Below are 14,304 nucleotides of genomic sequence, written 5' to 3'. Positions count from 1 at the left end.
TTCTCAATTGACATCCATCAAACTTGTCGCGGTTCACCGCAGATTGATACGTAGCACGGCAGCGCTGGCAAAGGGCAACAATGCGATGGTTGCCGCCGTGATCCCGGCCAGCATCAGCAGTGGCGTCTGCACCTCCATCCCTGTTGCTCCACGCCGGGCAACTTCGGCCCCGAAAATCAGGGTGGGGACGTAAAGCGGCAACACCAGAAGCGACAGCAATAGCCCGCCACGTTTCAGACCAACGGTGAGCGCAGCACCAAATGTCCCGATGACGCTCATGGCCGGGGTACCGATCAGGAGCGAGATCACCAGCCAGAAAAACCCCGGTAGCGGCAGGTTCAGCAAGACACCCAGAAACGGCGCGGCCAGAACCAGCGGCAGACCAGTGGTCAGCCAGTGGGCCAGCGCCTTGACTGTGACAACCGATTCAAGCGGCAGCGGTGCCGTGGCCAGCAGGTCGAGCGAGCCGTCTTCCCAGTCCAGTGCCAGCAGGCGGTCAAGCGACAGAAGGCAGGCCAGCAAGGCCCCCAGCCAGAGCACACCGGGCGCAATCGTGGACAGCAGCGAGGATTGCGGCCCCACGGCAAATGGCACCATCACAGTCACGATCAGGAAAAAGGCCAGACCCAGCCCAAACCCGCCGCCTGCGCGGAAAGCCAGTTTCAGGTCGCGCAGCAACAGGGCGATCACAGGAAACCTCCGTCGAAATCGTCGATGGGTTTGGGTTTGGCCTTGTTAGGACCGACGTCCAGAACCTCGCCATCAAGGCCAAGGTCGATATGGGTCGCGATCAGGGCTGACCCGCCCTGCCCCAGATGTGCCCCCACCGCATCGGCAAACATTTGCACCGCGTTCCTGTCCAGCGAGACGGTCGGTTCGTCCAGCATCCAGATTGGCCGCCCTGTGACCAGCATCCGCGCCAGCCCCAACCGCCGTTTCTGGCCCGCCGACAGATTGCCGGCGTGACGGTCGGCGAGTTCGTTCAACTCAAAAGCGTCCAGCGCCGGCTGGATGTCATATGTACCAAAGACCGCTGCCCAGAATGTCAGGTTTTCAGTCACCGACAATGTCGGTTTGAGCCCGTCCGAATGGGACGCGTAGGCGATCCGGTCCTCGGCCCCTTCGATCTTGCCTTCCAGCGGAGGCTGCAAGCCAGCCAACGTGCGCAGAAGCGTCGTTTTGCCGATCCCGTTTGGGCCCCGCAGGATCAGAGCCTTGCCCGGCGACAGCTGAAAGCTGAGGCCCTCAAGGACGGGAACACCGCCACGTGTGATCGACAGATCTGTTACAGTCAAAGTCATGAGACCCGCTTAGCGGATTGTCCGCAGGGGCAAAAGGCGAGATTTGCCGCAGGATGCCAGCGCACCACAGCTGGCACATGTCGGAGTGAGGGGCCAGCCCCTCACACTCCCCGGGATATTTTTGGCCAGATGAAGAGAATCCCGTCAGACAGGGATCAGGGCAAGTGCGATGCGGCGACCTTCGGCGAGCAGCACATTGTAGGTGCGGCAGGCGGCGGGGGAGTTCATGATTTCAACACCAAGTCCGACATTTTCCAACTCAACCCGTAGCGATTGGGGGATGTGGGCCATGTCTGCGCCCGTGCCGATAAGCAGGACGTCGATCCTGCCCGCCAGGTCCAGAAGGGGGTGTCGGTCGTCATAGCCGCCCCACTCTGCCGGGCCTGCCGGGCCTGTCAGGACAGCGCCGTGGAAGACATCGCCGCCAATTCGAAAAAAACCGGGGCCATAACCGTCTATGGGTTTGGCATCTGTAAAAGTAATCTGATTCAGACGCATGATGTCCCTTCTTCAATCCAGAAGCGGCAGTCCGGAAATGACCGCAATCAGGATGACCGAATAGGCCGCGAGGCGGTAGATCCGTTCCAGTTTCGGGTCGAACAATGCTTTGCCGATAAGCGTAGTGATCAGATAAGGCACACACAGCAGCAGGACAATCCATAGGATCGACAAATCTGCGGCACCGCTGATGAGGATGTTGAAAACGATGACAACGTCGAGCAATGCCAGAAAAATGATGGTGTTGGCACGAATCTTGCGCACATCTGTGGAACTGGCCAGATAGAACACGATGACAACCGGGCCGGTCAGCCCGGTCATGCCGCCGACAACGCCTGCGCTACCGCCGATGGCGAGACGTCCGGGCAGTCCCAGTTTACCCTCCCACCGCCAGCCAGTAACCACGGCCAGCAGGGTCAGACCGGTAATGCCGCAAACAACCCAGCGCAGCGCAACCGAGTCCACCTGCACCATGATCCACAGCCCCAGCGGCACGGTTATCGTTGCGGCAAAGCCCAGAGTGCTGATTTCGACCTTGTCACAATCCCGCCACGCCTGCGGAGCCAAGGCAAAGGTTGATGCAATACCGGTGGCGGCCATCAGAAAGACCACTTCTGCAATAGGCAGGAACTGGGTCGCCACCGGCACAAAGATCATCGCGGTGCCAAAACCTGTGAAGCCGCGGACAAGTCCCGCGGCTCCGATGGTAAGGATCAGCCAAGTGAGGCCCGGCAGGGCCAAGGCCTGTTGTAGAGCCTCAGGCATCAATATTGGCAAACTGGTTGCCCGCCGTATTCGACGGTTTGGACCAGTCGCGCTTGACCCCCAGCCACAGCAGGATGGTTGAGGCCACGAAGACCGACGAATAGGTCCCGACAACGACACCCCAGATCATCGCGAAGACAAATCCGCGGATGACGTCCCCACCCAGCAGATAAAGCGAGATCAGCGCCAGTAAAGTTGTGACCGAGGTCATCACCGTTCGGCTCAGGGTTTCGTTGATCGATACGTTCAGAACCTCTTTCAGGTCCTTCTTTTTGTATTTCCGCAGATTCTCGCGCACCCGGTCGAAGACGACAACCGTGTCGTTCAGCGAATAGCCGACGATGGTCAGCAGCGCCGCGATGATCGCCAGATCGAAGCGGATTTGCAGTTCCGAGAAGATGCCGATGGTCAGGATCACATCGTGCACCAATGCGGCAACTGCCCCCAGTGCAAACTGCCATTCAAAGCGCAGCCAAATGTAGACAAGAACGGCGCCGATGGCCAAGACAACCGCGATAACAGCAGTCTGGATCAGCTCGCCCGACACTTTTGGGCCAACGGATTCGACGCTTTCAAAGGGCAGTTTTAGTCCGGGGTCTGCGGCAGCCAGCGCTTCGCCGACCTGGGTGATCACATCTGCGGTGACCGCTTCGGCGTCTTCCTGAGCCTGAATACGGATCATCGCGACATTTTCATCGGGACCGAAGCTTGGATCAAAAATCTCGGTGATGGTGACGTCACCCAGTTGCAGCGGAGACAAAGCATCGCGGTATACACCCACGTCGATTGCATGATTGCTTTGGGTCCGGATCGTGGTTCCACCGCGGAAATCGATGCCGAAGTTCAGCCCCTGCAGCAGAAATGAGGTGAACGCAATCACCATCATCAGGCCGGAGATTCCAAGCCAGATTTTCCAACGGTTGAAGAAGTCGAACGAGGTGTTCTGCGGTACGAGTTTCAGTCTCATGTCAAACCTCGATCGTTTTCGGTCGGCGGCGTTCGAACCACATGACAACCATCAGGCGCGTCACGAAGATCGCGGTGAAGACGGATGTCAGGATACCCAGGCCCAGAGTGATCGCGAACCCGCGCACAGGGCCGCTGCCCATGGCAAACAGGATAACGGCGGTGATGAAAGTGGTTATGTTGGCGTCCAGAATGGCCGACAACGCCTTTTCATAGCCCAGATCGATGGCGCGGGCCGGACCTCTGGCGGATTTCAGTTCTTCGCGGATGCGCTCAAAGATCAGCACGTTGGCATCCACTGCCATACCGACCGTCAGAACGATCCCCGCAATCCCCGGCAGTGTCAGTGTTGCGCCGATCAGGGACAGCAAGCCGAACAACAGGCCCACGTTGATGATCAGCGCGATATTGGCGAAGACACCGAACAGGCCATAGCTGAGCGCCATGAATACCAGCACCGCGACAAAGGCCACGATTGTGGCAACTTTACCTGCGTCGATACTGTCCTGCCCCAGTTCGGGGCCGATGGTGCGTTCTTCCAGGAATTCTAGCCCTGCAGGCAAAGCACCGGCACGCAGCAGGACGGCCAGATTGGTGCTTTCCTCAACGGTGAAGTTACCGGTGATGATGCCCGACCCGCCCGGGATATGGCTTTGGATCACGGGTGCCGAGATCACTTCGTCATCCAGCACGATGGCAAAGGGTGCGCCGATGTTGTCACGGGTATAATCCCCGAACTTGCGCGCACCGGATGTGTTGAACCGGAAGTTGACCGCAGGGCGGCCGTTCTGATCGAAGGACGGCTGGGCGTCGACCAGTTCCTCTCCTGTCACGACCGGAGCGGATTCGATGTTGTAATAAACTTCGTTTTCGTCAATCGACGGCACGATTTTTTCACCGACGCCTGCGACGGCATCCGGATCGGTTCCGCGCCCGACAACCGGATTAAACGTCAACTGTGCCGTTGTTCCGATGATTTCCTTAAGTTCGCCCGCACTGCCGATACCCGGCACCTGAATCAGGATTCGATCCGTCCCCTGGCGCTGGATTGTGGGCTCTCGCGTACCGACTTCGTCGATCCGGCGGCGGATGATTTCCAGCGCCTGACGCACCGTGCGATCATCCGAGGCCAGTTTTTCTGCCTCGGACAGTTGAACAACAATCGTGTCGCCATCCGCACGGGCTTCGATATCTGTGGCACCTACACCTGTCAGTGTCTGCACCTGCCGGGCCAGACCGCGAACAACCTCCAACGCCTGTGGCATTCCTTCGGGCTGGCTGATGCGCACGCGAATCTCATCCGCGGCCGAGTCCTGACGGCGGATGGTTCCCACCGTGGCACGTTCATCGCGCAGCGCGTCGCGGATTTCCGGCCACATCGCCTCCATCCGGGATTCGTAGACGTCCTGCACCTGAACTTCAGCCAGCAGATGCGCACCGCCGCGCAGGTCGAGGCCAAGATTGACCAGGGATGACGGCAGCCAGTTCGGCCATTGCGCGGCTTCAGCCTGTATCTGCGGCGCGTCATTGCCCAGCTCGATCGCAGCCTTGGCGTCGTTGGATTGCTCGACCCGCGTGTAAAAAGCGTTTGGCAGGGCCATGAGCAGACCGGTCACGCAGACCAGCCAGATCAGAACCCGCTTCCAGGTATCAAATTGCAGCATTACCCTGCCTTTTCAAGGAATTGTCGCGCGAAGCTACTTCGCCGGCTCGGTCTTGTTAAGAACCTGGGCGATGGTCGATTTGACCACGCGAATCTTGACGCCCTCGGCGATTTCGACCTCGATCTCGTTATCGCCTTCCTTGACCTTCGATACCTTGCCGATCACGCCGCCTTGCGTGATCACCTGATCACCCCGACGCACGGCATCAACCATGGCCTGATGTTCCTTCATCTTCTTTTGCTGCGGACGGATCAGCAGGAAATACATGATCGCGAAGATCAGGATCAGCGGGAGAAACTGGGCGATTGCGCCACCATCCATGGGACATTCCTTTGTTCTAGTCTTGCGGCACAGTTCCGCAAATTTGGGCGGAACCTATGCTTTGAAATGTCGGTTTGCAAGCAAAGGCGGTCATGTAACCCACTTGAATACAGGCATGTCCCGGCAACTACGGGCAAAGCGTTGCAGATATGTCCTAGGAACATAACCGAAACCGGGTATAGTTTATCTGAAGGGGGACACATGACACGGCCACTCAAGCCTTTCCTTTCGTTGCTTTATTTACTGACTGCCCTGTCGGTGAGCGTGTGGCTGTCTGGTGCGGCCTTGTCGCAGGAAGCACCCGCTGAATCGCCCCTGTCCGAGACTTCGGAATCGGACACGTTCATGGCCCCGGTCATCGTGGACGGGGACGTTCTGTTTCAGGTGCGAGGATCAAGCGCTCTGCCTGCTCCGGAGCGCGCCGAGGACGTACAGAACAAGATCATTGCGGTTGCGGAAGCGTCGGAAGCACCTTTGGTCGAGATCACATATGAAGAGACCGAATTTGGCATCTGGATTCTGGCCGATGGCCAAAGAATCTCGATCGTTACTAAAGCTGACTCTGAACTGGATCAGATGGAACTAAGTGTTCTGAGCGTTTTGCATGGCAATGCGATCAAACAATCCATTGAGGCGTATCGAGCCAACCGAACCGATCAGGCGCGCGTTTCCGGTGCTATCGAAGCGGCTGCCTGGACGTTGGGATTTGCCCTGTTTGTTGTCACAATCCTGTGGCTGCACCGTCGGATCAGGCGTCGCACATTGAAGCTGGTAAAACGCTACTTAAAGGATGTCGAAACGGCGACAGCCAAAAGCGTTCAGGCCGAAGCAATCGCGGCCCTTATCCGCTATGGTCTGAACTTCGTGCTGCTGATCATCTTCTTTCTCGGTTTCTACTATTACCTGTCCTTTGTTCTTTTGGCTTTTGCGGAAACCAGATATTTCGCACAGCTTCTGCTAACCTATCTGACCGAGCCGGTGCTGCTTATCTTCCGGGGCATCCTCAGCTATATCCCCAATCTGATTATGCTGGGCCTGATCACATGGGTCACGCTGTATATCATCAAAGGTCTGCGCGTGTTCTTTGATGCGGTCGAAGCCGGTTCGTTCGAAATGGGTGATTTCGAAAAACACTGGGTCAACCCGACGTTCAACATTGCCCGTGTCGTCGTTATTCTGATCGCGCTGGTTTTTGCGGTTCCCTATATTCCGGGCTCAGACTCGGCCGCGTTCCAGGGGTTAACCCTTCTGGTCGGCGCCATGCTGTCTTTGGGCGCGAATTCAGTCGTGTCCAACATGCTGGCCGGGCTGTTTGTGATTTACCGCAGGTCTACCTCAATCGGCGACCGTATCCAAATCGGAGACCATATCGGCGATGTCGTTCAGATCAAACTGATGGAGACCCATCTTAAGTCGATCAAGAACGAACTGATTTCAATCCCCAATGCACAGTTGATGAATTCAGATGTCGTGAACTTTTCGAAGAAAACTGATGGTAACGGGCTGTTGCTGCACACGACCGTTGGCATCGGCTACGAAGAACCCCCTGAAAAGGTTGAGGCGATGCTGATTGAGGCCGCCAACCGCACCAAAGGTATCAAGGCCAATCCTGAACCTTTTGTGCTGTGGACGGCGTTGGCCGATTACGCGATCAACTATCAGATCAACGGCTATACCACCCGCGGCAGCATCATTCCCAAAATCCGTTCGGACCTGCATCGAAACATTGTTGCGGTATTTAACGAAAACAATGTGCAGATCATGACGCCTTCTTATGTGGCTGACCCGCCTGAGCCTAAAATACCGGCCGGGGCATGGGAGGGCCATCTGGCGCATGAAACCCACGAAGACGCTGATAAGACGTAACCGGTGCTACACCCTGCCCCGCAGATGGTGCATAAGCGGGTTCAGTGATTCACGCATTCAAGGATCTGAGACATGCACGACATCCGCGCCATTCGCGAAAACCCTGCCGCTTTCGACGCCGCCTTAGCGCGCCGTGGGGACGCGCCGGTGTCGTCAGATCTGCTGAGGCTGGACGAAAGCCGGCGTGCCAAGATTCTGGCTGCCGAAACCGCACAGGCCGAACAAAACAAGGCCAGCAAGGAAGTCGGTGCAGCCAAAGGGCGCGGCGACGAGGCTGAATTCGAACGCCTGCGCGCGCTGGTCGCCGAGAAAAAGGCCGAAGTCGCCCGGATGCAGACCGAGGCCAAGGATCTGGATGCCTTGCTAACCGATCAACTGGCCCGCATCGCCAACCTGCCCGCCGATGACGTACCGCAAGGCGCGGACGAAAACGACAATGTCGAAGCCAACCGCTGGGGCACCCCGCGCGATTTCAGCTTTGCACCGAAAGAGCACTACGACATTCCCGCCGTCGCAGCCGCAATGGATTTCGAAACCGCCGCTAAAACCAGCGGCAGCCGGTTTGTGAACCTGTCCAAGGGGGTTGCCCGGCTCCACCGTGCGCTGGCCCAGTTCATGTTGGACACACATATCGACAAGAACGGGCTGACAGAAATGCAGACACCGGTTCTGGTTCGGGATGAGGCGATGTATGGCACTGATAAACTGCCTAAATTCGGTGACGACAGCTATCAGACGACCAATGGCTGGTGGCTGATCCCGACCTCCGAGGTCACGCTGACCTATTCAGTGGCCGGTGACATTCTTGAAGAGTCTGCCCTGCCCATCCGTATGACCGCCCATACCGTCTGTTTCAGGTCCGAGGCAGGAAGCGCGGGCAAGGACACTGCAGGAATGCTGCGCCAGCACCAGTTCGAAAAGGTCGAGATGGTCTCGATCACCCATCCCGACGCGTCAGATGACGAACAAAAGCGCATGTTGCGCTGCGCCGAGGATCTGCTGGAACAGCTGGGTATCCCCTATCGCACTGTTGTTTTGTGCACCGGTGATATGGGCTTTGGCGCGCGCCGCACCTATGACATCGAAGCGTGGCTGCCCGGACAGGACACCTATCGCGAGATCAGCTCGGTCTCGACCACAGGTGCGTTTCAGGCGCGTCGGATGAATGCCCGTTTCCGGCCTGAAAGTGGTGGCAAACCCGAATTTGTTCATACTCTGAACGGTTCCGGTCTGGCTGTCGGGCGTTGTCTGATCGCAGTTCTGGAGAATGGGCAGAATGAAGACGGCACTGTTTCGCTGCCCGAGGTACTTGGCCCCTATCTGGGCGGCAAGCTGACCCTGCAACTTGACGGTACTTTGGCCTGACACACAAAACCGGCACCGTCAGGCACCGGTTAGGACATCAACTGAAGGCGAAGAGGTTTTACTTCTTCGCTTTTTTCTTGTCCTTCTTCTTTCCGCCTATCTTGCCGTCTTTCTTTTTTCCGTCCTTTTTTGACTTTTTGTCCTTTTTGGACTTGGCTTTCACCTTGTCTTTGGCCTTGGAAAAGGCGGCTTCCATCTCTTTGCGCTTCTTCGCGGCTTTTTCGGCCTTAGCCTTGGCTTTGGCCTTTTTCTTTTCAGCAGCCTCGGCTTTTTCGGCGGCTGCTTTTTCTTCTGCCGCCTTGCGTGCGGCTTCCTCGACCCGTTTCTCGGCTGCGGCTGCGGCGATTGTTTTGCGGGGTGCGGCTTTGCGTGCGGTCGGTCTGCGCGTCGCGGGCGTCCGGGCCGCAGTTCGGCGTGTTGCCGGTTTCGCAGCAGGCGGTTTTGCAGCAACGGCATCTTTGGCAGATGCAATCAAAACCAGCGCGCGCGCCTCACCGATCCGAGGGACCTTGACCAAATCAGCAGGAGTGGCCTTGGCTATCGCCTCGGCCGTCTTGAAGCCATTGGCAACAAGGGCCTGGCCAAGTGCCTCTCCTACACCTTTTATGTCGGTCACTGCGGTCATTATAGGTCCTCTCTCTGTCTCGTTACCGACTCGTATATACAAAAGATACACGAGCCCGCAAGCTGTGTGGTGGTCGCCTCTGTTCTGCCAGCTTAGTTATGGGCAAGACCAGCGGTTCGGTTGTCTCTCGGAAAGGGTACGAGGCGCTTGGCATTTTCGTCCCATAGCTTCAGGTTCAATGCTGCCACGGCCTCGGGAAATTTGATCCGGCGGGGGGTATATTCCGGCGGCAGGTTATAGTGGCAGGCACGCAGGCGATATGATGGGATACGCGCGTTGAAATGGTGGATGTCATGCAACGTGATGCAAGCCACAGCCATATCGAACCACCATCCGAAATCCAGCGCGGATGACCCCTCAAGCGCTGCTGTCTGAGGGTTCAAATCGGGGCGGCGATCCCAATAGGTGTCTTCGAAGTTGTGCTGAAGATAAACGAGGAAGACGCCCAGCATTCCACCCAAAAAGGAAAACACCAGCCAGACCCAAATGCCCGTCATACCCGCGATCAGATACAACAATCCAAGAAAAACAACGATCGACAGGTTGTGCAACACCACACCTTTGGCGCCAAAACGCGCCGTATTCTTGGGCCAGCGGTATCGGATGAAGTAGGTGAACAACGCGCCGACCGGAACCAGGATGAACGGATTGCGATACAGCCGGTAAAACAAACGTGTTTTCCAATCAGCCGTATTCCACTCTCGCAGAGTCATCGTATGAATTTCACCCGTCTCGCGGTGTTCAAGATTTCCGATGCCCGCATGGTGCAGATTGTGGTTTTGCTTCATCACCTCGAACGGGGCGAAAGTGAAAGGTGACAGGCCATGCCCTGCCCATTCGTTTTGAATCCGTGTTTCAAACAGAGAGTGATGCCCACAATCATGTTGCAACACATAAAGCCGTACTGCGGCAAAGGCGAACACGATCCCGGCGGGTATCATGATGTACCATCGATCAACAAAGGTGATCGCAAGGGTCAGCGACGCGAAATAGACCGCAAATGTGCCAAAATAACTTGCCGCGGCCAATCTGTTGTCCTGCACCGCGTAATGTCTTGTATATTCCCTCAAATCCATCCAGCCGTCTCCTTACGATGGCCGTTCAGTTTTCTGTTCAAATCTAGGTGCGGCTAGTCCGCGTGCAAGCAGTGCGTGCCCAAACAAATGCACACGCATGAATGCTAGCGTGGTGAACAGAAACTGTCACGCCCCCGTGAGGTAAGATGCTGAAAATTGGCGCAGTTACGCGCGGCCCTTGAGATGCTTGGCCAATGCGCCCGCATTTTTCTTGCGCCGCCCCTTATATGGGTTCTTGTCACCCTGCCCGCGCAGCGTCAGACGGATTGGGGTGCCAGGCATGTCAAAGTCCTGACGCAACCCGTTGACCAGATAGCGGGTATAGCTTTCGGGCATCTTATCGGGATGGGAACACATCACAACAAAACCCGGCGGCCGCGTTTTCGCCTGGGTCATATAGCGCAGCTTGATGCGGCGGCCCTGCGGGGCCGGCGGCGGGTGTTGTTCCAGCATGGCAGTCAGCCACCGGTTCAACGCCGCGGTTGGCACACGGCGGTTCCAGACATCATGGGCGCGCAGGATGGCGGCGCGCAATCTCTCAAGCCCGCGGCCCGTTTTCGCCGAGACGGTAACCAGAGGGGCACCGCGCAGCTGCGGCAGCAAGCGATCAAAGGCTTCTTTCAGCTCCCGCAGCTTTTCCTGCTTGTTTTCCTCGACGTCCCACTTGTTTACGGCAACAACAACAGCCCGGCCTTCACGTTCGGCCAAGTCGGCAATTCTCAGGTCCTGTTGTTCAAACGGAATGGCCGCGTCCAGCAGTACGACGACAACCTCGGCGAACTTCACCGCGCGCAGACCGTCTGACACCGAAAGCTTTTCAAGCTTTTCCTGTACCTTTGCTTTCTTGCGCATTCCCGCCGTGTCAAAGATCCGCATCGGAGTGCTTTCTCCGTCCGGGTCGGCCCAATCGATCCGCAGGCTGATAGCGTCACGGGTAATCCCGGCCTCGGGCCCCGTCAACAGGCGGTCTTCGCCGATGATCTTGTTGATCAGCGTGGATTTGCCCGCATTCGGACGGCCAACCACGGCCACTTGCAAAGGCTTGGCAGCGGTGATCAGGGGCATTTCGCCCTCACCGTCTTCATCCAGCTCAATATCTGTTTCCGGGGCTTCTTCGACCTGCTTTTCCTCGGCTGCATCCGCCAATGGCATCAGCTGAGCATAAAGGTCGGTCATCCCCTCGCCATGTTCACCCGACATGCGCACCGGTTCACCCAGACCCAGATTGTATGCCTCGAGCACCCCGGCATCCGCTGCGCTGCCTTCAGCCTTGTTGGCCGCAAGGATCACGTGCTTGGACCGCTTGCGCAGGATTTCTGCAAACATCTCATCCGTGGGCGTCAGCCCGACCCGCGCGTCGATCATGAACAGGCAGACATCGGCCATGTCCACGGCGCGCTCGGTCAGGCGGCGCATCCGGCCCTGCAAACTGTCATCTGTCGCGTCTTCAAGCCCGGCCGTGTCGATTACGGTAAAGCGCAGATCGCCCAAACGCCCTTCGCCCTCGCGCAAGTCACGCGTCACACCAGGCTGATCGTCGACCAGGGCCAGACGTTTGCCCACGAGGCGGTTGAACAATGTGGATTTGCCCACATTCGGGCGCCCCACGATGGCGAGGGTCAGCGACATGATACTCTACTTTCAAGACTCAAGTTGCGCCCTTTAACGCATCTTGCCGTCAACGGAAAGCGTGTAGATCACCTTTGGTCGAAACAACATACAGCGTCTGCCCGGCCACAACAGGGGATGCTGTCGCGCCTCCGGGAACCTCAGCCTGATGAACCAGTGTTCCGTCAACTGGATTGAAGAACCGCAGAAACCCGTCGTTGGACGCAACCACAATACGACCCCCGGCCAGAATTGGGCCGTAATGCGCAAAGATCGGTCCCCGGCGGCCACGCTTGTCCTTGACGAAGCCCGGCAGATCCTGCGCCCAGATGACAGACCCGTCCGCCGCGTTCAGACGCACCAGCTGGCTGCGATCACTGATCAGGAAGATGCTGTTGCCCGCAGGCCAGACCGTATCGACCGCACCTTCGTCTGCAGTCCACCGGCGCTCACCGGAAGCGGCATCAAATGCGACGGTCCGGCCCGAGTGATTGCCGATGTAGATACTGTTGCCGACAACCATCGGACCGCCAGTCACATCGACGATTTGCGCCGCGGCGCGCCCGCGACGCCCCCCTGCAACAGACGCGTTCCAGCGGCGGATACCACCGCGGCGGAAAGTGGCCGCCACGTCACCCGAGCCAAAGGCAAATACCGCCAGATCAGATGCGATTGCAGGCGCAGGCGCACCCAGAACGTTCCCGACGCTGGGTGTGCCTTCGAATTGCCAGGCTATGCGTCCGTCCTTGGTGTTTACAGCCCAGCCGGTTTCATCTCCGGCCACAACGTATAACAGCCCGTCGTTCACCAGCGGAGCGCCGCTGCCGGTCGCTTCCAGGCGTTTTTGCCAGCGCACGGCACCCGATTTGGCGTCCAGCGCGGTCAACCGACCGAACCCTGACGACACATAAAGGACGCCGTCGGCATAAGCCAAACCACCCCCTGTTGCATCCGAGTCGCCATCACTTGGCGGGATCAGATCGGTTTCCCATGCCAACTGCCCCTGCTGGGTGACGGCTGAAACCGTCGCTCCTGAATCCAGTGTAAAGATCAATCCGCCCGCAACCACCGGCTCGGCAGTTATGCGTTGCTTGCGCGAGTCGCCCTGCCCGATCGAAACAGACCAGATCCGTTGTGGTGTTGCGCGCAAAGCGGCATGGGTGGTTCGGTATGCGGACGTTCCCGGACTTTGTGACCAGTTGGCGTTGACCTGTTGCGCCGGCAGGCTGATCGGTTGCGAGCCGCGCTTTTCGACCGTTTCCAGATCTGAAACAGGGCGAATATCCTCGCGTTCACCGGGCAGAATGGCTTCGGGCGGCTCACAGGCCGCCAGTGCTGTCAAGGCCAGAGCCGCAAAAGGCAATCCCGTACGGGAAAAAAATCTTGTTACCATGATATTCCGAACTCGCCTGTCGTTAAGTCTTTTGTCCCGCCTGGTCAGCCTTGCTGCGCCACCAATGGTTCAGGTTCCCCACCCAAAGCAATGATCATTTGCGCCGCGCGCTGTTGCAGATCGATCCCAACCTCTGCATCCTGCCGCAGCGCCTGCAATCGATCCAGCGCAGCATCGACATTCCCCTCGGCCACGTCAATCAGGGCCAACTGCTCTTCCGCCAGCAGCCGCAGCGGCGCTCCGGGGGCCGCCAACGCCTCGAACTGTTGCCGCCGGTCGGCGGCAGGCAACGTATCGCCTTGCAACAGCAGCGACTTGAAGCTTGCAATCGCGCGGTAAATCTCGGGCAGGTCGCCCTGAACGGCAACCGCGTTCAGGCTGGTGACCGCGTCTTCTCGGGATCCGGATTCGACCTGTGACGCAGACAACAACATGTCCAGCACGGCTTTCCCGCCCGGTGACATCGCCTCTGCCTGTGCAAGACCAGCAGCCCTTGCCGCCGGGTCATTTTCGGACAATGCAGCAAGAATCGTGTCACCCAATAGCTGAGCTTGCGCCGTGTCCCGCGCCTTGCGGTATTCATTGAAAGCGGCACCGCCGACGATCAACACGACGGCGACGACACCCACCCAGCCCCAGCGACGCAGCAACAGATAGATCCGGTCACGGCGCACCTCTTCGGTGACCTCATCAATGAAACTGTCTATATCGCTCATCCAAGCCCCCGGGCTGTCTATCTTGTATTAGTGCGCCATGTCATACCCCGGCACCAACGCCAAGCCAAGGGTCCGAATATGCGCATTTTCACCGCTTTGCTTCCCTCTTGCGAAAAAATGCAAACCGAACTATTCAGTTC

General features: G+C 58.0%; 14 protein-coding genes. 2 read left to right on the top strand and 12 right to left on the bottom strand.

Annotation, left to right across the window (positions count from 1 at the left end; all coding sequences use genetic code 11):
* Window positions 1–33 precede the first annotated feature (33 nt).
* The 7 genes from ccmB to yajC form a co-directional block, all read right to left on the bottom strand.
* On the bottom strand, window positions 34–690 hold the full coding sequence (gene ccmB, locus ACR0DS_RS04240; protein ID WP_480480342.1) for a heme exporter protein CcmB: 657 nt from the start codon (window positions 688–690) through the stop codon (window positions 34–36).
* Window positions 687–1,301, bottom strand: a complete 615-nt coding sequence (gene ccmA, locus ACR0DS_RS04235; RefSeq protein ID WP_480480340.1) for a heme ABC exporter ATP-binding protein CcmA — start codon at window positions 1,299–1,301, stop codon at window positions 687–689. The genes ccmB and ccmA overlap by 4 nt, the downstream gene beginning before the upstream one ends.
* Before the next feature lie 144 nt (window positions 1,302–1,445).
* Window positions 1,446–1,799 carry an Mth938-like domain-containing protein gene (locus ACR0DS_RS04230; RefSeq protein WP_480480338.1) on the bottom strand — a complete coding sequence of 118 codons (354 nt, stop codon included), beginning with the start codon at window positions 1,797–1,799 and terminating at the stop codon, window positions 1,446–1,448.
* Between the two features lie 12 nt (window positions 1,800–1,811).
* On the bottom strand, window positions 1,812–2,564 hold the full coding sequence (locus tag ACR0DS_RS04225; RefSeq protein WP_480480336.1) for a sulfite exporter TauE/SafE family protein: 753 nt from the start codon (window positions 2,562–2,564) through the stop codon (window positions 1,812–1,814).
* Window positions 2,557–3,531, bottom strand: coding sequence for a protein translocase subunit SecF (gene secF / locus ACR0DS_RS04220; protein WP_480480334.1), 975 nt, complete (start codon window positions 3,529–3,531; stop codon window positions 2,557–2,559). The genes ACR0DS_RS04225 and secF overlap by 8 nt, the downstream gene beginning before the upstream one ends.
* Window position 3,532: 1 nt before the next feature.
* A complete protein-coding gene (gene secD, locus ACR0DS_RS04215; RefSeq protein WP_480558200.1) occupies window positions 3,533–5,194 on the bottom strand; it encodes a protein translocase subunit SecD in 1,662 nt (553 codons plus the stop codon).
* A gap of 33 nt (window positions 5,195–5,227) precedes the next feature.
* The gene (gene yajC / locus ACR0DS_RS04210; RefSeq protein ID WP_209503494.1) at window positions 5,228–5,515 is read right to left on the bottom strand and encodes a preprotein translocase subunit YajC; all 288 of its coding nucleotides are present in this window, start codon (window positions 5,513–5,515) and stop codon (window positions 5,228–5,230) included.
* Between the two features lie 201 nt (window positions 5,516–5,716).
* On the opposite strand from yajC, the gene ACR0DS_RS04205 reads away from it, so the two are divergent.
* On the top strand, window positions 5,717–7,381 hold the full coding sequence (locus ACR0DS_RS04205; RefSeq protein WP_480485242.1) for a mechanosensitive ion channel family protein: 1,665 nt from the start codon (window positions 5,717–5,719) through the stop codon (window positions 7,379–7,381).
* A gap of 72 nt (window positions 7,382–7,453) precedes the next feature.
* Window positions 7,454–8,746: a serine--tRNA ligase gene (gene serS / locus ACR0DS_RS04200; RefSeq protein ID WP_480480328.1), complete on the top strand. Its 1,293-nt coding sequence runs from the start codon at window positions 7,454–7,456 to the stop codon at window positions 8,744–8,746.
* A gap of 58 nt (window positions 8,747–8,804) precedes the next feature.
* Here serS and ACR0DS_RS04195 read toward each other — a convergent pair whose 3' ends face one another.
* From ACR0DS_RS04195 to ACR0DS_RS04175, 5 genes are all read right to left on the bottom strand, one after another.
* Window positions 8,805–9,371: a helix-hairpin-helix domain-containing protein gene (locus ACR0DS_RS04195; RefSeq protein ID WP_480480326.1), complete on the bottom strand. Its 567-nt coding sequence runs from the start codon at window positions 9,369–9,371 to the stop codon at window positions 8,805–8,807.
* Window positions 9,372–9,463: 92 nt separating this feature from the next.
* Window positions 9,464–10,447, bottom strand: coding sequence for a fatty acid desaturase (locus ACR0DS_RS04190; RefSeq protein ID WP_480558202.1), 984 nt, complete (start codon window positions 10,445–10,447; stop codon window positions 9,464–9,466).
* A gap of 165 nt (window positions 10,448–10,612) precedes the next feature.
* Window positions 10,613–12,076 (bottom strand): ribosome biogenesis GTPase Der, encoded by a 1,464-nt coding sequence (gene der / locus ACR0DS_RS04185; protein WP_480480322.1) that lies wholly within the window; start codon window positions 12,074–12,076, stop codon window positions 10,613–10,615.
* A gap of 49 nt (window positions 12,077–12,125) precedes the next feature.
* Window positions 12,126–13,448 carry a PQQ-like beta-propeller repeat protein gene (locus ACR0DS_RS04180; protein WP_480473424.1) on the bottom strand — a complete coding sequence of 441 codons (1,323 nt, stop codon included), beginning with the start codon at window positions 13,446–13,448 and terminating at the stop codon, window positions 12,126–12,128.
* Between the two features lie 44 nt (window positions 13,449–13,492).
* Window positions 13,493–14,164 (bottom strand): hypothetical protein, encoded by a 672-nt coding sequence (locus ACR0DS_RS04175; protein ID WP_480473425.1) that lies wholly within the window; start codon window positions 14,162–14,164, stop codon window positions 13,493–13,495.
* Between the last annotated feature and the right edge of the window lie 140 nt (window positions 14,165–14,304).

The sequence above is a fragment of the Ruegeria sp. AF5 genome (assembly GCF_056541905.1).
The sequence above is the reverse complement of the archived record's forward strand: the minus strand, read 5'-3'. Positions and strand labels throughout refer to the sequence as shown.